The 16998-nt window shown below is 63.1% G+C and carries 21 protein-coding genes; 1 reads left to right on the forward strand and 20 read right to left on the reverse strand.

The annotated features are described in order from the left end of the window. Positions 1-10: 10 nt before the first annotated feature. From rplE to rpsL, 18 genes are all read right to left on the reverse strand, one after another. Positions 11-568: a 50S ribosomal protein L5 gene (gene rplE, locus OWC48_RS17300; protein WP_008136341.1), complete on the reverse strand. Its 558-nt coding sequence runs from the start codon at positions 566-568 to the stop codon at positions 11-13. Next, the gene (gene rplX / locus OWC48_RS17305) at positions 561-875 is read right to left on the reverse strand and encodes a 50S ribosomal protein L24 (RefSeq protein ID WP_014494502.1); all 315 of its coding nucleotides are present in this window, start codon (positions 873-875) and stop codon (positions 561-563) included. Before rplX ends, rplE begins: the two co-directional genes overlap by 8 nt. Next, positions 875-1243: a 50S ribosomal protein L14 gene (gene rplN, locus OWC48_RS17310; RefSeq protein ID WP_007603030.1), complete on the reverse strand. Its 369-nt coding sequence runs from the start codon at positions 1241-1243 to the stop codon at positions 875-877. The genes rplX and rplN overlap by 1 nt, the downstream gene beginning before the upstream one ends. Before the next feature lie 83 nt (positions 1244-1326). Continuing rightward, positions 1327-1575: a 30S ribosomal protein S17 gene (gene rpsQ, locus OWC48_RS17315; protein WP_007603028.1), complete on the reverse strand. Its 249-nt coding sequence runs from the start codon at positions 1573-1575 to the stop codon at positions 1327-1329. A 13-nt stretch (positions 1576-1588) separates the two neighbouring features. Further along, positions 1589-1795 (reverse strand): 50S ribosomal protein L29, encoded by a 207-nt coding sequence (gene rpmC / locus OWC48_RS17320; protein WP_140982250.1) that lies wholly within the window; start codon positions 1793-1795, stop codon positions 1589-1591. Between the two features lie 5 nt (positions 1796-1800). Further along, positions 1801-2214: a 50S ribosomal protein L16 gene (rplP, locus tag OWC48_RS17325; RefSeq protein ID WP_063982581.1), complete on the reverse strand. Its 414-nt coding sequence runs from the start codon at positions 2212-2214 to the stop codon at positions 1801-1803. 32 nt (positions 2215-2246) lie between these two features. Next, entirely contained in the window at positions 2247-2972 is a 726-nt protein-coding gene (gene rpsC, locus OWC48_RS17330) for a 30S ribosomal protein S3 (protein WP_129268065.1), read from the reverse strand. A gap of 18 nt (positions 2973-2990) precedes the next feature. Then, positions 2991-3380, reverse strand: a complete 390-nt coding sequence (gene rplV / locus OWC48_RS17335) for a 50S ribosomal protein L22 (RefSeq protein WP_011088147.1) — start codon at positions 3378-3380, stop codon at positions 2991-2993. 10 nt (positions 3381-3390) lie between these two features. Then, on the reverse strand, positions 3391-3669 hold the full coding sequence (rpsS, locus tag OWC48_RS17340) for a 30S ribosomal protein S19 (protein WP_008136357.1): 279 nt from the start codon (positions 3667-3669) through the stop codon (positions 3391-3393). Positions 3670-3681: 12 nt separating this feature from the next. After that, the gene (rplB, locus tag OWC48_RS17345) at positions 3682-4515 is read right to left on the reverse strand and encodes a 50S ribosomal protein L2 (RefSeq protein ID WP_028152985.1); all 834 of its coding nucleotides are present in this window, start codon (positions 4513-4515) and stop codon (positions 3682-3684) included. 12 nt (positions 4516-4527) lie between these two features. After that, complete coding sequence (locus tag OWC48_RS17350) at positions 4528-4830, reverse strand: 50S ribosomal protein L23 (RefSeq protein ID WP_007603019.1); 303 nt, start codon at positions 4828-4830, stop codon at positions 4528-4530. Further along, entirely contained in the window at positions 4827-5447 is a 621-nt protein-coding gene (rplD, locus tag OWC48_RS17355; protein WP_011088150.1) for a 50S ribosomal protein L4, read from the reverse strand. The genes OWC48_RS17350 and rplD overlap by 4 nt, the downstream gene beginning before the upstream one ends. 1 nt (position 5448) lies before the next feature. Then, on the reverse strand, positions 5449-6162 hold the full coding sequence (gene rplC / locus OWC48_RS17360; RefSeq protein ID WP_282521064.1) for a 50S ribosomal protein L3: 714 nt from the start codon (positions 6160-6162) through the stop codon (positions 5449-5451). Positions 6163-6215: 53 nt separating this feature from the next. Then, positions 6216-6524, reverse strand: a complete 309-nt coding sequence (gene rpsJ / locus OWC48_RS17365; protein ID WP_002712302.1) for a 30S ribosomal protein S10 — start codon at positions 6522-6524, stop codon at positions 6216-6218. Positions 6525-6607: 83 nt separating this feature from the next. Next, positions 6608-7798: an elongation factor Tu gene (gene tuf / locus OWC48_RS17370; RefSeq protein WP_014494497.1), complete on the reverse strand. Its 1191-nt coding sequence runs from the start codon at positions 7796-7798 to the stop codon at positions 6608-6610. Between the two features lie 40 nt (positions 7799-7838). After that, positions 7839-9911, reverse strand: coding sequence for an elongation factor G (gene fusA, locus OWC48_RS17375; RefSeq protein ID WP_282521065.1), 2073 nt, complete (start codon positions 9909-9911; stop codon positions 7839-7841). 30 nt (positions 9912-9941) lie between these two features. Then, on the reverse strand, positions 9942-10412 hold the full coding sequence (rpsG, locus tag OWC48_RS17380; protein ID WP_028152987.1) for a 30S ribosomal protein S7: 471 nt from the start codon (positions 10410-10412) through the stop codon (positions 9942-9944). 15 nt (positions 10413-10427) lie between these two features. After that, positions 10428-10799, reverse strand: a complete 372-nt coding sequence (gene rpsL / locus OWC48_RS17385) for a 30S ribosomal protein S12 (RefSeq protein WP_007603006.1) — start codon at positions 10797-10799, stop codon at positions 10428-10430. 698 nt (positions 10800-11497) lie between these two features. Here rpsL and OWC48_RS17390 point away from each other — a divergent pair. Continuing rightward, positions 11498-12751, forward strand: a complete 1254-nt coding sequence (locus OWC48_RS17390; RefSeq protein ID WP_282521066.1) for an NAD(P)/FAD-dependent oxidoreductase — start codon at positions 11498-11500, stop codon at positions 12749-12751. Here the strand turns inward: OWC48_RS17390 and OWC48_RS17395 are convergent. Beyond that, positions 12664-14697 (reverse strand): ABC transporter ATP-binding protein, encoded by a 2034-nt coding sequence (locus OWC48_RS17395; protein WP_282521067.1) that lies wholly within the window; start codon positions 14695-14697, stop codon positions 12664-12666. The two genes, OWC48_RS17390 and OWC48_RS17395, sit on opposite strands and share 88 nt — an antisense overlap. Positions 14698-14829: 132 nt before the next feature. After that, positions 14830-16893 (reverse strand): FAD-dependent oxidoreductase, encoded by a 2064-nt coding sequence (locus tag OWC48_RS17400; RefSeq protein WP_282521068.1) that lies wholly within the window; start codon positions 16891-16893, stop codon positions 14830-14832. Between the last annotated feature and the right edge of the window lie 105 nt (positions 16894-16998).

The raw sequence follows: 16998 nt of genomic DNA on the forward strand, positions 1-16998 counted from the left end.
GGTCAGCGTCTCACTGCCGGAACGGGAAATTGAAAGCGGTCAACAAGGCCCTCGCCTCTTCGTCGGTCTTGGCCGTGGTGCAGACGGTGATGTCCATACCGCGGGCTTCCGTGACCTTGTCGAAGTCGATCTCGGGGAAAATGATGTGCTCCTTGATGCCGAGCGAGTAGTTGCCGCGGCCGTCAAAGCTCTTCGGGTTCAGGCCGCGGAAGTCGCGGACGCGCGGCAGCGCGACCGTCACCAGGCGATCGATGAACTCGTACATGCGGGCCTTGCGCAGCGTGACCTTGCAGCCGATCGGCTGGTTTTCACGCAGCTTGAAGGTCGCGATCGCGATACGCGAATAGGTCACGATCGCCTTCTGGCCGGCGATCTGGGTCAGCTCGGCAGCGGCGGTCTCGGCCTTCTTGCGGTCGTTGACGGAATCGCCAACGCCCATGTTCAGCACGACCTTGTCCAGGCGCGGAACCTGCATGACGTTCTCATAACCGAACTTCTCGGTCATGGAGGTGCGGATCTTCGCGTCGTATTCCGCGCGCAGGCGCGGCGTGTAAGCGGCCTCAGCCATCGATCTCAGCTCCCGAGCTCTTGGCGATGCGGACCTTCTTGCCGTCCGCCAGAATCTTGAATCCGACGCGGGTCGGCTTTCCGTCCTTGCCGACATACGCGATGTTGGACAGTTGGATCGGCGACTCCTTCGAGATGATGCCGCCCTCCTGGGCCTGCGTCTGCTTCTGGTGACGCTTGACCATGTTGATGCCGCGCACGAGCGCCGTGCCGGCGGCGGGGCGCACTTCGAACACTTCGCCGGTGCGGCCCTTGTCGCGACCGGTCAGCACGACGACCTTGTCGCCCTTGCGGATCTTCGCAGCCATCACAGCACCTCCGGCGCGAGCGAGATGATCTTCATGTGGTTCTTGGCGCGCAGCTCGCGCGGCACGGGCCCGAAGATACGGGTGCCGACCGGCTCGGACTGGTTGTTGATCAGGACGGCGGCGTTGCGGTCGAAGCGGATGACCGAACCGTCGGCGCGGCGGATGTCCTTGCGGACGCGCACCACGACGGCCTTCATCACGTCGCCCTTCTTCACCTTGCCACGCGGAATCGCTTCCTTGATCGAGACGACGATGATGTCGCCGATCGTGGCGTAGCGGCGCTTGGAGCCCCCGAGCACCTTGATACACATGACACGGCGTGCGCCAGAATTATCGGCCACGTCGAGGTTGGTCTGCATCTGAATCATTGATGCACCTCGTCCTCTTCTCTTTGCGCCAGCCCAGCCGGCGCTCAACATTTCCCTGAAGTCAGTCGGCTAAAGCCAACAGATCAGGCGCTTTTCTTGTGCTCGCCCCGGATCACGACCCAGCGCTTCAACTTCGAAATCGGCTTCGATTCCTCGATCCACACCATGTCGCCCGGCTTGAACTCGTTGCTCTCGTCGTGCGCGTGGTAGTTCTTCGAACGGCGGATCGTCTTCTTGTAGATCGGGTGCGTGAAGCGGCGATCAACGCGCACCACGATGGTCTTGGCTTGCTTGTCGCTGACGACCACGCCCTGCAAAGTACGTTTCGGCATCTTCGTAAGCCTCTTACTTCTTCTTCGCGCGCTTTTGCGCGGCGACGGTCTTGATCCGGGCGATGTCACGGCGAGCCTCGCGCAGGCGCGAGGTATTCTCGAGCTGCCCGGTGGCGCGCTGGAAGCGCAGGTTGAAGCGCTCCTTCTTCAGGTTCAGGATGGCATCATCCTGCTGATCGGGGCTCATCGCGCGGATGTCTTCGATCTTCATCTGTGCCATGGCCATTACTCCGCAATGCGCTCGACGAAGCGCGTCTTGATCGGCAGCTTGGCGGCCGCCAGGGTCAGCGCCTCACGTGCCGTCTGGGTGTTGACGCCGTCGATCTCGAACAGCACCCGGCCTGGCTTGACGCGAGCGACCCACAATTCCGGCGCGCCCTTGCCGGAGCCCATGCGGACTTCGGCCGGCTTCTTCGACACCGGAACGTCGGGGAACACGCGGATCCAGACGCGGCCGGCACGCTTCATATGGCGGGTCAGCGCGCGGCGAGCGGCTTCGATCTGGCGCGCGGTGACGCGCTCAGGCTCGGTCGCCTTCAGGCCGAACTGGCCGAAGGCCAACGTCGCACCCGAAGACGCAACGCCGTGGATACGGCCCTTATGCGCCTTCCGGAACTTCGTTTTCTTAGGTTGCATCATGGCTTCAAGCCCTCAAATTCTCTGTGCTGGCCTCAGGCCGCAGCGTTGTCACGGCGTCCACGGCCACCGCGATCACCACCGCCGCTGGTCTCGCCTTCGGCCATTCTCTTGTCCTGGGCCATCGGATCGTGCTCGAGGATCTCGCCCTTGAAGATCCAGACCTTGACACCGCAGGTGCCGAAGGTCGTGAACGCGGTCGCAACGCCGTAGTCGATGTCGGCGCGCAGCGTGTGCAGCGGCACGCGACCTTCGCGGTACCACTCCATGCGCGCGATTTCCGCGCCGCCCAGACGACCCGAGCAGTTGATGCGGATGCCTTCCGCGCCGAGACGCATCGCCGACTGCACGGCGCGCTTCATGGCACGGCGGAACGCCACGCGGCGCTCCAGCTGCTGCGCGATCGACTCGGCCACCAGCGTCGCATCGAGCTCCGGCTTGCGGATTTCGACGATGTTGATGACGACGTCGGACGAAGTGATGTCCGCGACCTTCTTGCGCAGCTTGTCGATGTCGGCACCCTTCTTGCCGATCACCACGCCCGGACGAGCCGAGTGGATGGTGACGCGGCACTTCTTGTGCGGACGCTCGATCACGATGCGGGCGACGGCCGCCTGCTTGAGCTCCTTGTGCAGGATCTCGCGGATCTTGACGTCCTCGTGCAGCAGCTTGCCGTATTCCTGCTTGCCGGCGAACCAGCGGGAATCCCAGGTCCGGTTGATGCCGAGACGCAGACCGATCGGATTGATCTTTTGACCCATCGTTTTCTCCTGCGACCCTTAAGCCGCTGCTGCTTCGGCTTCGACCTGACGAACAATGATCGTCAGCTGCGAAAATGGTTTGTAGACACGGCCCGAGCGGCCGCGGCCGCGGGCGGCAAAGCGCTTCATCACGAGACCATTGCCGACGAAGGCCTGCGCCACGACGAGATCGTCGACGTCGAGGTCGTGGTTGTTCTCGGCATTGGCGATAGCCGATTCCAGGCACTTCTTCACGTCGACCGCGATCCGCTTGCGCGAAAACTGCAGATCGGCGAGCGCAGCAGCCGCCTTCCGGCCGCGAATGAGCTGGGCGACCAGGTTGAGCTTCTGAGGGCTCACCCGCAGCATCCGGGCGACCGCCTTGGCCTCGTTCTCGGCGAGGCTCCGTTCGCGCTTAGGTTTGCTCATCGTTTAATCCTCAAGCCTTCTTGGCTTTCTTGTCGCCGGAGTGGCCATGGAAGGTCCGGGTCGGCGAGAACTCGCCGAACTTGTGACCGACCATTTCCTCGTTGACGGCAACCGGTACGTGCTTCTGACCGTTGTAGACGCCGAAGGTCAGGCCGACGAACTGCGGCAGGATCGTCGAGCGACGGCTCCAGATCTTGATGACGTCGTGACGGCCGGACGCGCGGGCAGCATCTGCCTTCTTGAGCAGAGAACCCTCGACGAACGGGCCTTTCCAGACTGAACGAACCATGTCCGGCGTTCCTTACTTCTTCCGCTTGTGGCGGCTTAGGAGAATGAATTTGTTGGTCGACTTGTTGCTGCGGGTCTTCTTGCCCTTGGTCGGCTTGCCCCACGGGGTGACCGGGTGGCGACCGCCCGAGGTACGACCTTCACCACCGCCGTGCGGATGGTCGATCGGGTTCATCGAAACACCGCGGTTATGCGGCTTACGGCCCAGCCAACGGTTGCGGCCGGCCTTGCCGATCGAGGTGTTCATGTGATCCGGGTTCGACACCGCGCCGATCGTGCCGCGGCAACGGCCGTGCACCAGGCGCTGCTCGCCCGAGTTCAGGCGGATGATCACGTAGTCGTGGTCGCGGCCGACGAGCTGGGCGTAGGTGCCGGCGGAACGAGCGAGCTGGCCGCCCTTCCCGATCTTGACCTCGATGTTGTGGATGATCGTGCCGACCGGCATGTTGCCGAGCGGCATGACGTTGCCCGGCTTCACGTCGACATAGTTGCCGGCAACCACGGAATCACCGACGGCAAGGCGCTGCGGCGCCAGGATATAGGCCTGGGTGCCGTCTTCGTACTTGACCAGCGCGATGAACGCAGTGCGGTTCGGATCGTATTCCAGCCGCTCGACCGTCGCGGGCGCATCGACCTTGTCGCGCTTGAAGTCGACAATGCGCAGCGTCTGTTTGTGACCGCCGCCGCGGAAGCGCACGGTGATGCGACCGGTGTTGTTGCGACCGCCCGAGGAGTGCTTGCCTTCGGTGAGCGCCTTGACCGGCTTGCCCTTGTAGAGGGCCGAACGATCGACCATGACCAGCTGGCGCTGGCCCGGCGTCGTGGGATTGAACTTTTTCAGTGCCATCGTCGTACGACCTTACAGACCGGTGGTCACGTCGATCCGGTGGCCCTCTTCGAGGGTCACGATCGCGCGCTTGCTGTTCGACTGCGAGCCGAGATTGCCGCGGAAGATCTTGGTCTTGCCCTTGCGGACCAGCGTGTTGACGCTCTTGACCTTGACGTCGAACAGCTTCTCGATCGCTTCCTTGATCTGCGGCTTGGTCGCCTTCGCGGCCACCTTGAACAGGACCTTGTTGTGCTCCGAGGCGATCGTCGCCTTTTCGGTCACGACCGGCGACAAGATCACGTCGTAGTGGCGAGGCTCGATGTTCTTCGTCATTTGAAGCGCGCCTCCAGCGCATCGATGGCGGCCTTGGTCAGAACGAGCTTCTGACGGCGCAGGATGTCATAGACATTGATGCCCTGGATCGGCAGCACGTCCATGTTCGGGATGTTGCGGGCCGCAGCGGCAAAGCCGTTGTTGAGCTCGGCGCCGTCGATGATCAGCGCGTTGGTCAAGCCGAGGCCCGAGAAATGGCCGAGCAGCGCCTTGGTCTTGGCGGCTTCCAGCGCGGCCTTGTCGATCACCAGCAGATCGCCGTCCTTGGCCTTCGCCGACAGCGCATGCTTGAGGGCAAGCGCGCGGACCTTCTTCGGCAGGTCGGTGGCGTGCGAACGCACCACCGGACCGAAGGCACGGCCACCGCCGCGGAACTGCGGCACGCGGGCCGAGCCGTGTCGAGCACCGCCGGTGCCCTTCTGCTTGTACATCTTCTTGCCGGTGCGCCAGATCTCGGCGCGGCCCTTGGCCTTGTGCGTGCCAGCCTGACGCTTGTTGAGCTGCCACTGCACGCAACGCGCAATGATGTCCTGGCGCGGCTCAAGGCCGAAAATGGCGTCGGAAAGCTGGACCGAGCCGGCTTCCTTACCTTCGAGGGTCGTGACCTTCAATTCCATCTCACGCCTCCTGCGCAGCCGGAGCGGCGTCCGCTTCGCCAGCAACCTTGAACTTGCCGGGCTTCGGAGCTTCCTTCGGCAGCGGCTTCTTGACAGCGTCGCGCACGCGGATCCAGCCGCCCTTGGAGCCGGGAACGGCGCCTTCGACGAGGATCAGGCCGCGCTCGACATCGAGCTGAACGACTCGAAGGTTGAGCGTGGTGATGCGGTCGACACCCATGTGGCCGGGCATCTTCTTGTTCTTCCAGGTCTTGCCGGGGTCCTGACGGCCACCGGTCGAACCGATCGAACGATGCGAGACCGACACGCCGTGGGTGGCGCGCAGACCGCCGAAGTTCCAGCGCTTCATACCGCCGGCGAAGCCCTTACCGACCGAGGTGCCGGTGACGTCGACGAACTGGCCGACGACGAAGTGATCCGCGAGGATCTCGGCGCCGACGGGGATCATGGCGTCCTGGGAGACGCGGAATTCCTCGACCTGCCGCTTCGGCTCGACCTTGGCGACCGCGAACTGGCCGCGCTCCGCCTTGGGCATGTACACGGTCTTGCGGCTGCCAGAACCAAGCTGGAGCGCGACGTAACCGTTCTTCTCTTCAGTGCGGTGGCCTACGACCTGGCAATTGCCGAGCTTCAACACGGTCACGGGGATATGTTCGCCGGCCTCTGTAAAGACCCGCGTCATCCCGACCTTTTGTGCGATCACTCCGGAGCGCATCGGCGTGCTTCCTGTTCTTTCTGTCCGCTAGTCGCGAACGTGATCCAAAAATCTTAGAGCTTGATCTCGACGTCGACACCGGCGGCCAGGTCGAGCTTCATCAAAGCATCGACGGTCTGCGGGGTCGGATCGACGATATCGAGCAGGCGCTTGTGGGTGCGCATCTCGAACTGCTCGCGGCTCTTCTTGTCGACGTGCGGCGAACGGTTGACGGTGAACTTCTCGATGCGGGTGGGCAGCGGAATGGGTCCGCGGACCTGCGCGCCGGTGCGCTTCGCCGTGTTCACGATCTCGCGGGTCGACGTATCGAGGATACGATGGTCGAACGCCTTGAGACGGATACGAATGTTTTGGCCGTTCATTGCCGTGCTTTCTCTAGTGAGTGGCGAGTAGCGAGTAGCGAATAGAATTCCCTATTCGCCACTCACCATTCCCTATTCGCTTGTTACTCGATGATCGAGGCGACGACGCCGGCGCCGACGGTGCGGCCGCCTTCGCGGATCGCGAAGCGCAGCTTCTCTTCCATCGCGATCGGCACGATCAGGTGCACTTCCATCGCGATGTTGTCGCCCGGCATCACCATCTCGGTGCCTTCCGGCAGGTGCACGACACCGGTCACGTCGGTGGTGCGGAAGTAGAACTGCGGACGGTAGTTGGTGAAGAACGGGGTGTGGCGGCCGCCCTCTTCCTTGGTGAGGATGTAGGCCTCAGCCTTGAACTTGGTGTGCGGCTTGACCGAACCCGGCTTGCACAGCACCTGGCCGCGCTCGACGTCCTCGCGCTTGGTGCCGCGGAGCAGCGCGCCGATGTTGTCGCCGGCCTGGCCCTGATCGAGCAGCTTGCGGAACATTTCGACGCCCGTGACCGTGGTCTTCTGCGTGGCGCGCAGACCGACGATCTCGATTTCCTCGCCGACCTTGACGATGCCGCGCTCGACACGGCCGGTCACGACGGTGCCGCGGCCCGAGATCGAGAACACGTCTTCAACCGGCATCAGGAACGGCTGGTCGACCGGACGCTCCGGCTGCGGGATGTAGGAGTCGACGTTCTTCATCAGCTCGAGAATGGCCTCGTGGCCGAGCTTCTTGTCCGAATCTTCGAGAGCGGCGAGCGCCGAACCCTTGATGATCGGGATCTTGTCGCCCGGGAAGTCGTACTTCGAGAGCAGCTCGCGGACTTCGAGCTCGACGAGCTCGAGGAGCTCCGGATCGTCGACCATGTCGCACTTGTTGAGGAACACGACGAGCGCGGGCACGCCGACCTGGCGGGCGAGCAGGATGTGCTCGCGGGTCTGCGGCATCGGGCCGTCAGCGGCCGACACGACCAGGATCGCACCGTCCATCTGGGCGGCGCCGGTGATCATGTTCTTCACGTAGTCGGCGTGGCCGGGGCAGTCGACGTGGGCGTAGTGGCGGTTCTGCGTCTCATACTCGACGTGCGCGGTCGAGATGGTGATGCCGCGCGCCTTCTCTTCCGGCGCCTTGTCGATCTGGTCGTACGCGGTGAACGTCGCACCGCCGGTCTCGGCGAGGATCTTGGTGATCGCCGCGGTCAGCGACGTCTTGCCATGGTCGACGTGACCGATGGTGCCGATGTTGCAGTGCGGCTTGTTACGTTCAAACTTTGCTTTGGCCATTTGACTCTCCGTTCAATCGTCAGCTCTGGACCGACGACAATCAGGCAAACTTCTTCTGGACTTCTGCCGACACGTTGGCCGGCGCTTCTGCGTAGTGGTCGAACTGCATGGTGAAGGTCGCGCGACCCTGGCTCATCGAGCGCAGGTTGTTCACGTACCCGAACATGTTCATGAGCGGCACCATCGCGTTGATGACGTTGGCGTTGCCGCGCATGTCCTGACCCTGGATCTGACCGCGCCGGGAATTCAGGTCGCCGATGACCGAGCCGGTGTAGTCTTCCGGGGTCACCACTTCGACCTTCATGATCGGCTCGAGCAGGACGGACTTGCCCTTCTGCAGCGCTTCACGGAATGCCGCGCGCGATGCGATTTCGAAGGCGAGCGCCGACGAGTCGACGTCGTGGTACTTGCCGTCGACGAGCTGAACCTTGACGTCGACCACGGGAAAGCCCGCGACGACACCAGAGCTCATCACGCTGTTGAGGCCCTTTTCGACGCCGGGGATGTATTCCTTCGGAACCGCACCGCCGACGATCTTGGACTCGAACTCGTAGCCCTTGCCGGGCTCGTTCGGCTCGACCACGATCGACACTTCCGCGAACTGACCGGTACCGCCGGTCTGCTTCTTGTGGGTGTACTTGACCTCGGCCTTCTTGGTGACGCGCTCACGGAACGCAACCTGCGGCGCGCCGATGTTGGCGTCGACCTTGTAGGTACGCTTGAGGATGTCGACCTTGATGTCGAGATGGAGTTCGCCCATGCCCTTGAGGATGGTCTGGCCGGACTCCTGGTCGGTCGACACGCGGAAGGACGGATCCTCCGCGGCGAGCTTCGCCAGCGCCACACCCAGCTTTTCCTGGTCGGCCTTGGACTTCGGCTCGATCGCGATCTCGATGACCGGCTCGGGGAATTCCATCTTCTCCAGGATCACCTGCTTGTCGGGATCGCACAGCGTGTCACCGGTGCGCGCTTCCTTCAGGCCAGCCAGCGCGACGATGTCGCCGGCATAGGCTTCCTTGATGTCCTCGCGGTTGTTCGCATGCATCAGCAGCATGCGCCCGATGCGCTCCTTCTTCTCGCGCGTCGAGTTCACGACGCCGGTGCCGCTCTGCAGGACGCCGGAGTAGATGCGGCAGAAGGTGATGGTGCCGACGAACGGGTCGTCCATGATCTTGAACGCGAGCAGCGCGAGCGGCTCCTTGTCGTCCGCCTTGCGCACGACCTCGTTGCCGCGGTCATCGGTGCCCTTGATCGCGGGCACGTCGATCGGCGACGGCAGATAGTCGACGACGGCGTCGAGCAGCGGCTGCACACCCTTGTTCTTGAAGGCCGAGCCGCACAGCACGGGATAGAACGCGCCGGTCAGCACCGCCTTGCGGATCAACCGCTTCAGCGTCTCTTCGTCCGGCTCCTTGCCGTCGAGGAAGGCAGCCAATGCGTCGTCGTCGAGCTCGACGGCGGCTTCCACCATCTTCTCGCGGTATTCCTTGGCCTGCTCGACCATATCTTCCGGGATGTCGACATAGTCGAACTTCGCGCCGAGCGATTCATCGTTCCAGATGATGCCCTGCATCTTCACGAGGTCGACGAGACCCTTGAAGTTGTTCTCGGCACCAATCGGAAGCTGGATCGCGATCGGCTTGGCGCCGAGGCGGTCAACGATGTCGGCCAGGCACTTGAAGAAGTCGGCACCGGTCTTGTCCATCTTGTTGGCGAAGACGATGCGCGGAACCTTGTACTTGTCGCCCTGGCGCCAGACGGTCTCGGTCTGGGGCTCGACGCCCTGGTTCGAGTCGAGCACGCAGACGGCGCCGTCGAGCACGCGCAGCGAACGCTCGACTTCGATGGTGAAGTCGACGTGGCCGGGGGTGTCGATGATGTTCAGGCGCTTGCCGGCCCAGAACGCGGTGGTGGCAGCCGAGGTGATCGTGATGCCACGCTCCTGCTCCTGCTCCATCCAGTCCATCGTCGCGGCACCTTCGTGCACTTCGCCGATCTTGTGGCTCTTGCCGGTGTAATAAAGGATGCGCTCGGTGGTCGTGGTCTTGCCGGCATCGATATGCGCCATGATACCGAAATTGCGGTAGTTCTCTATGGCATGAACGCGAGGCATGGGCTGTTCCTTAGATTCCGTGTTTCGCCGTTACCAGCGATAGTGCGAGAAGGCGCGGTTGGCTTCCGCCATCCGGTGCACATCTTCGCGCTTCTTGACGGCGTTGCCGCGGTTGTTCGAGGCGTCGAGCAGCTCAGCCGAGAGCCGCTCGGTCATCGTCTTCTCGTTGCGCTCGCGCGCTGCCGAAATCAGCCAACGGATACCCAGAGCCTGACGGCGGGTCGAACGAACCTCGACCGGAACCTGGTAGGTCGCGCCGCCGACGCGGCGGGAGCGCACTTCGATCGTCGGCATGACGTTCTCGAGTGCCTGCTCGAACACGCCGAGGGGGCTCTGCTTGGTCTTGGCTTCGATGATACCGAACGCACCGTAGACGATGCCTTCTGCAACCGACTTCTTGCCGGCGTACATCACCGAGTTCATGAACTTCGTCACGATGATGTTCCCGAACTTCGGATCCGGGAGAACTTCGCGCTTTTCCGCTGAGTGGCGACGAGACATTGAGCTGGTTCCCGCTTACTTCGGACGCTTCGCGCCGTACTTCGAACGGCGCTGCTTACGGTTCTTGACGCCCTGGGTATCCAGAACGCCGCGAAGGATGTGGTAGCGCACGCCGGGCAAGTCCTTGACGCGGCCGCCGCGGATCATGACCACCGAGTGCTCCTGGAGGTTATGACCTTCGCCGGGGATGTAGCCGATCACCTCGAAGCCGTTGGTCAGGCGCACCTTGGCGACCTTACGAAGCGCCGAGTTCGGCTTCTTCGGGGTCGTGGTGTAGACGCGGGTGCAAACACCACGCTTCTGCGGCGACTGCTGCAGCGCCGGCACCTTCTTGCGCGACTTCTGCACTTCACGCGGTTGAGCGATCAGCTGGTTGATCGTCGGCATCCTGGCCTTACCCTTTGTTCTGCCGCGGTCCCTTCCGGGTCCGCTGTCTTGGCGCGGCCCGTTGCCGGAACCGCAATTCTTTTCGGGCCACCCGCCCGACGAGGTCGCCTCGCACGGAACAAACCGCACAAAGCGAAATCGCGCCAACCGCTCCATCACCGAGCGGAAAGCGTTACGACGCCACAGAGGACCACAGTTTCGGGCCAATCAGCATAAAGCTGCGGCCCGCACACTGAGGTCATGCATCCGAATTCGATCTCAAGAGAACGAGCTCAAGAGACCTAGAATCGCACTGGCATTGCCTAGCTATGATCGACAGCGTTTGAGCGGCATTCGTCGAGGTTGGTGCCCGTCTTAGCGATCCCTGAGGATCCGATCCCTGGAGATCTAATCCCTGGGGATCAACGGGTGGCCCGTTCCGACGCTGGCGATGCTCACCGCCTGTCGTTAAGTGAGGCGCTTTCTATAAGTGAGAGTCGGCCAAGTCAAGGTGAAACGACAGTCAGAAAACGCTTCTGCCACCTGACGAAATCGCTGTTTGCCCGCATTCACCGCGCCTGCCGGATATGGGGACCAGACGTCTGTTCCGCCAGCCCAAAACCAATTTATATCCGGGCAAAATGTACTTTTATAACCCTTGCTAAGGCTTTTTTTCCTGTTGATGCGTCAATCTGCCGCCTGCGGCAGAGATTTGCACCATGCGGTACACCGACATTGCCATTATCGGCGGGGGATTGTCCGGCTCGACCGCCGCCGCAATGCTCGGCCGCGCCGGCATTTCGACGGTATTGATCGACCCGCATGGGAGCTATCCGGCGGACTTTCGAGTCGAAAAACTGAGTGGCCACGTCCAAGTCGAGCGATTCCTGAAGACCGGAATCGGAGAATCGGTACTGCGCCGAGCGACCTTTGCCGGCGAAAACTGGGTCGCCCGATTCGGCCGTTTGCTCGACAAGGCGCCGAGTCGGCAGTTCAACATCCTCTACGATTCCCTCGTCAACGCCGTCCGCGACGAGATTCCTGCCGGCGTCGAGCGCATCTGTGCCAAGGCGGTCTCGCTCTCGACGAGCCCGGAGCGACAAAAGATCACGCTCTCCAATGAGGAGACGATCTCGGCCCGGCTGGTCGTGCTCGCCAACGGCTTGAACGTCGGCCTGCGCCACCAGCTCGGCATCGCACGAAAAGTCATCAGCGCCTGCCATTCGATCTCGATCGGGTTCGACGTAGTGCCGGCGGGACGGAATTCGTTCGACTTCCCGGCGCTGACCTATTTCTCGGAACGGCCGAGCGACCGAATCCCCTACATCACGCTGTTTCCGACCGGTCCGCGGATGCGCGCCAATCTGTTCGTCTATCGCGGCTTCGACGACCCATGGCTGCGCGAGCTGCGCCGCGCGCCAGCCGAGACGCTGAACGCTGCCCTACCCCGGCTCAAGCGCATCACCGGCGCCTTCGACATCGCCGGCGAGATCAAGATCCGTCCGGTCGACCTCTATGTGAACGACGCAAGCGGCCAGCCCGGCCTCGTGCTGGTGGGCGATGCGTTCGCGACCTCCTGCCCCGCCGCCGGCACCGGCTGCGACAAGGTCTTCACCGACGTCGAGCGGCTCTGCAGCATACATATCCCGCGATGGCTCGCCTCCGACGGGATGGATGCGGACAAGATCGCCACCTTCTACGCCGATCCGGTCAAGCGCGATTGCGACGAATGGTCGGCGGCGAAGGCGTTCGACTTCCGCGAGGTTTCAATCAGCATGAGCCCCTATTGGGCTGCGCAGCGCTGGGCGCGCTTTATCGCCTGGTCGGTTCAGGGGCTGCTGCGCCCGCTCGGAGGAGCCGTCCATCTGGAGCCGAACTTCCTCGGTCACGCCTCCTCGTCATCTTCGTCCTCATCATCCTCGTCGAGGTCGTCTTCATCCTCGTCGTCATCTTCGCTGTCGTCATCGGCCTGAGCCACGGCGCCATGCGGCTGGTGGATCTGGTCGTTCCACAGCTTGCGATAGGTGCCGTTCTTGGCGAGCAGTTCGGCATGCGAGCCGCGCTCGATCGCCCTGCCCCCTGAGATCACGATGATCTCGTCCATCTCGACCACGGAAGTCAGGCGATGAGTCGACCAGATCATGGTGCGCCCCTTCGCGAGCTTCAGCAGCGTACGGTTGATCGCGGCCTCGGTGGTCTGGTCGAGCGCCGAGGTGGCTTCGTCCAGCAGCAGCACGGAAGGGTTGCGGATGACCGCGCGCGCGATCGCGATGCGCTGGCGCTGACCGCCCGACAGCGTATCGCCGCGCTCGCCGACCGGCGTGTCGTAGCGCTGTGGCAGGCTCATGATGTAGCGGTGGATCTCGGCCTTCTTGGCGGCGTCCTCCACCTCCTCGTCGGTCGCGCCTTCCTTGCCGAGCCGGATGTTCTCGCGAATCGACATGTTGAACAGCATGTTCTCCTGGAACACCACCGCCATGCTCCGGCGCAGCGAATCGAGCGTCACCTTGCGGACGTCGACGCCGTCGATGGCGACGCGCCCCTCGTTGGGCACGTACAGCCGCAGGATCAAATTGAGCAGCGTGCTCTTGCCGGAGCCCGAGGGGCCGACGATGGCGATGCGCTTGCCGGCGTTGAGCTTGAGGCTGAGATTGTCCAGCACCGGCGTCTGGCTGCCTCCGTACTGGAACGTCACGTGGTCGAAGGTGATGTCGTTGGTGATGCGCGGCAGATCGGGCGCGCCCGGACGATCGGCGCCGCGCGTCGGCTCGTCCAGCAGCTCCTGCATGTGGCGGATCGCGGCGGCCGAAGAGATCGACACCGGGATGAAGTGCATCACGTGGGCGATGTTGTAGGAGACCTCCCAGAACGCGCTCTCGAAGGTGACGAAGGTACCGATGGTGATCTGGCCCTTGGTCGCCAGATACGCGCCGATCGCGAGCACGACGAGGTGCAGCAGCAGCACCGAAATGGTGACCGTCCGCTCCACCATGGTCGACAGGAACGCAGCCGAAGCGATCTTGCGGCGAGTCTCGTCGTTGCGGAAGGTGAAGAAGCCGAACATCTTGCGCTGCAGGCTGAACGCCTTGATCACGGCCTGCGCGGCCACGTTCTCCTGCACCATGCCGAGCAGCGCGCTCTCGTTCTGCTTCTGCTCGTAATTGGCCTGCACCGCCTTGGGGGTGAGGATGCGCGGCCCGATCAGCGTGATCGGGAACACCAGCAGCGCCACCGCGGCGAGCTGCCAGTTCAGGAACACCATCAGGATGATGCCGGCGATCAATTCCAGGAACGGCAACGCCGCACTGTTGGCGAAGGTCTTGACCGAGCCCTCGAAAGCCGAAAGGTCGACGGAAAAGCGCGACAGGATCTCGCCGCGCTTGGTGCGGCCGAAATAGGCCGCCGGCAGGTCCTGGACATGCTCGAACAGGCGCTTGCGGACGTCGGAGATGATGCAGGCAGCCAGCCTGGCGTCCCAGCGCTCGTACCAGACCGCCACGATCGAGGTGAAGATGCCGGCGACCGCGAGCACGCCGAGGATCTTGTAGAGCGCCTGGAAATCCTCCTCGCCGAGCGCGTCGTCGATCAGGTACTTCAGGCTGAGCGGCATGATGACGTTGAACAGCGTCTCGACGCAGACGCCGAACGCCACGAATGACAGCATCCGCTTGTAGTTGGACAGGAACGGCTTGACGAAACCCAGGATGGTCGCGAGCGCGCCAGCGGCCTCGCGCGCGGTAAAGACGACGAGCTCCTCGTCCTCATCGTCGTCGTCGAGCTCCAGCTCGTCATCCTCCTCGTCTTCGTCGTCCTCGTCGTCTTCGAGGTCCGGCTTGACGGGGACAAGCTTGTCGTCGAGCTCGGCCGCCTCTTCCGTGGCGAGTTTCTGTTTGTCGGGCGGGAGGGGCTTGGACGCCATGAAACCAACCGATGCTGACGGCCGGCATGACCGCGGAGAAAGCAGGAAATAGCGGCAACCGCTATCGCACCGATTCTATGCGATCATGACGAATTCGGCAAAGCAATTGGCTAGGCCGGTCCGATCCTGTCTCTAGTCGTCGTCCTCGTCCTCGACCTTGTCGAAGAAGGAATAACGCAGGCTATCGGCGTCGGCGTACCACTGGCCCGGGCCCTTGTTGGCGGAAAGCGTCGCCTCCCAGAGCGCATCGGTGCAGTCCTTGCGATGCATCGACAGGTCGAAGCCGTTACCGAAGAACAGCTCGGACCATTCCCACCAGGTGCCGAGCTTCTTGACGCCGCGCAGCAGGTCGTAGCGGTCGATCACCACCGAAGCCATGTCCGAGGTGATCGAGCCGAACACGAGGCCGGTCTTGACCACGCGGTTCAGTTCGCGGATCGCGCGGACCACCTGCTTCGGGGAAACATGGCAGAGGCTGGTCTCGAACACGAAGTCGAAGGCGCCGTCCTTGAACGGCATGTCGGTGATCGAGCCGAGCTTGTTGTACTTCTTCAGCGCCTTCGGCGTCCTGGCGTGGATGGCGCGGTTGTTCTCGACGCCGAAGGCGTCGATGCCGCGATCGCGTAGCGCACCCACCAGTTCGCCGCTGGCCGAGCCCGCGACCAGCAGCTTGGCGCCCTTGGCCTTGCCCCAGACGATGCCGATCAGCTTGGTGAGATAATCGGGATCGGTGAAGTGGCGCCAGGCTTCGCTGTAGGGACCGAGGCCGCGATAATTCTCGAAATAGTCGCGGTCGATCTTGTCCGAGACCGGCTCGCCCTCCTCCTGTGCGCGCTCGCGGCGCAGGCGCATCATCTCGGTCAGGATGATGTCGGTCGCCGCGTCCGAGGAGTCGAGCAGACCGTTCAGCGTGGAGTCGAACAGATAATCGCCGACCACCACGATGCCGGGATGCTCCTTCGGCTCCGGCCGGTGATTGGTCATGACATCGCGCACGGGCAGGCCGCCGGGGATGGCGTTCACCGACGACAGCCAGCGGTGGATCTTGCCTTCCACGAAATGCGAACGCGCATCGCCGAGCGAGGCGGGCAGCGATTTCAGTGCAGCGTCGATCAGCTCCTGATCCGACAGATTGGCGAAGGCCAGCGCGTCGGAGCCGGGAATCAGCCAGTTCAGCACGCCGTGCTTGCCGACGTCGTGGCGCGCGCCCTCGTTGTAGACGCAGCAGCCGCCGAAGGCTTCCGACATGAACCAGGCGCCGGAAATCTTCTCGCCCCAGAACGGCGCGTCGAACAGGATCGAGACGCGCAGATAGTGCGCGGGACGATCGAAATACGAGACGTGCTTGACCATCGACTTGCGGAGCTGCTCGCCTTCCCAGCCCATGGTCGCGAGCCACGAATGCGGCAGGCAGACCAGCACGAGGTCGAAGTCGCGCGTCTCCGGCCCCTTGCCGTTCATCATCTTGAGCTGGTAGCGGCCGGTCGGCGCCTTGCCGACGGTGAGCACGCGGTGATTGAGCTGGATGTCGGCGTTGACCTCCGACTGCAGGCACTCGATCAGCTGCTCGTTGCCGTTCTGGATGGAGTAGAGGCCGATATAGCCGTCGACATCCATCAGATAGTTCTTGAGCGCGTTGAGCCCGTTGGTGTTGTGGCTTTCGGTCGCGATGTCGGAGCGCGCCATCACCTTGAAGAAACGCTTTGCGGTTTCGTCCTCGACCTCCTCGTCGAGCACCTGCTCGGCGGTCTTGTAGGCCCAGGGATTCTCGTTGTCGTGCGCGCCGACGCCCTCGTAATATTCGATCGGCGTCATCGCCTCGGCGCAGCGCTTGCGGAACGCCTCGATCGCCGCCGCGGTCTTGGCGCCGTATTTGCGGCGCATGCCTGCGACGTCGTTGAGGAGCTCGCCGCCGAACTGCACCTGCTCGGCGTCCATCGGAATGGTCTGAAGTCCGAAATGCTGGATCAGCTCGCGCAGCGGATCGGGACCGGTCATCGAGTAGTCGTAGATCTCGGCAACGCCGGCCTCGTACATCGCCGGCGCGGAATCGAATTTGCGCGTGACGATCTTGCCGCCGAGCCGGTCGGAGGCCTCGTAGATGGTGATGCGGCAGAGGTCGCCGAGCTTACGCTTCAGGTACCAGGCGCTCATCAGCCCGCCGGGGCCGCCGCCTACGATTGCGAGATCAAGCATATGCGTTCCGTGGTCTCCGGCCCTGCCCCCGTCACGGGACCACCGGTCTAACTTCCCTTAGCAGAAGCGCTTTTGCGCCTGAAGGAAAGATGAACAAAGGTTGAT

This window comes from Bradyrhizobium sp. Arg816 (genome assembly GCF_029989365.1).
In the GTDB taxonomy this organism is placed as follows: domain Bacteria; phylum Pseudomonadota; class Alphaproteobacteria; order Rhizobiales; family Xanthobacteraceae; genus Bradyrhizobium.

Coding starts and splice junctions, on each gene's coding strand:
- fusA (WP_282521065.1), bottom strand. CDS start 9,911: ATGCCTCGCGTTCATGCCATAGAGAACTACCGCAATTTCGGTATCATG.
- OWC48_RS17390 (WP_282521066.1), top strand. CDS start 11,498: ATGCGGTACACCGACATTGCCATTATCGGCGGGGGATTGTCCGGCTCG.
- rplB (WP_028152985.1), bottom strand. CDS start 4,515: ATGGCACTGAAAAAGTTCAATCCCACGACGCCGGGCCAGCGCCAGCTG.
- rplE (WP_008136341.1), bottom strand. CDS start 568: ATGGCTGAGGCCGCTTACACGCCGCGCCTGCGCGCGGAATACGACGCG.
- OWC48_RS17400 (WP_282521068.1), bottom strand. CDS start 16,893: ATGCTTGATCTCGCAATCGTAGGCGGCGGCCCCGGCGGGCTGATGAGC.
- OWC48_RS17395 (WP_282521067.1), bottom strand. CDS start 14,697: ATGGCGTCCAAGCCCCTCCCGCCCGACAAACAGAAACTCGCCACGGAA.
- rpsS (WP_008136357.1), bottom strand. CDS start 3,669: ATGGTTCGTTCAGTCTGGAAAGGCCCGTTCGTCGAGGGTTCTCTGCTC.
- rplC (WP_282521064.1), bottom strand. CDS start 6,162: ATGCGCTCCGGAGTGATCGCACAAAAGGTCGGGATGACGCGGGTCTTT.
- OWC48_RS17350 (WP_007603019.1), bottom strand. CDS start 4,830: ATGACGAAGAACATCGAGCCTCGCCACTACGACGTGATCTTGTCGCCG.
- rplP (WP_063982581.1), bottom strand. CDS start 2,214: ATGATGCAACCTAAGAAAACGAAGTTCCGGAAGGCGCATAAGGGCCGT.
- tuf (WP_014494497.1), bottom strand. CDS start 7,798: ATGGCCAAAGCAAAGTTTGAACGTAACAAGCCGCACTGCAACATCGGC.
- rplV (WP_011088147.1), bottom strand. CDS start 3,380: ATGAGCAAACCTAAGCGCGAACGGAGCCTCGCCGAGAACGAGGCCAAG.
- rpsC (WP_129268065.1), bottom strand. CDS start 2,972: ATGGGTCAAAAGATCAATCCGATCGGTCTGCGTCTCGGCATCAACCGG.
- rplD (WP_011088150.1), bottom strand. CDS start 5,447: ATGGAATTGAAGGTCACGACCCTCGAAGGTAAGGAAGCCGGCTCGGTC.
- rplX (WP_014494502.1), bottom strand. CDS start 875: ATGGCTGCGAAGATCCGCAAGGGCGACAAGGTCGTCGTGCTGACCGGT.
- rpsQ (WP_007603028.1), bottom strand. CDS start 1,575: ATGCCGAAACGTACTTTGCAGGGCGTGGTCGTCAGCGACAAGCAAGCC.
- rpsG (WP_028152987.1), bottom strand. CDS start 10,412: ATGTCTCGTCGCCACTCAGCGGAAAAGCGCGAAGTTCTCCCGGATCCG.
- rplN (WP_007603030.1), bottom strand. CDS start 1,243: ATGATTCAGATGCAGACCAACCTCGACGTGGCCGATAATTCTGGCGCA.
- rpsL (WP_007603006.1), bottom strand. CDS start 10,799: ATGCCGACGATCAACCAGCTGATCGCTCAACCGCGTGAAGTGCAGAAG.
- rpsJ (WP_002712302.1), bottom strand. CDS start 6,524: ATGAACGGCCAAAACATTCGTATCCGTCTCAAGGCGTTCGACCATCGT.
- rpmC (WP_140982250.1), bottom strand. CDS start 1,795: ATGGCACAGATGAAGATCGAAGACATCCGCGCGATGAGCCCCGATCAG.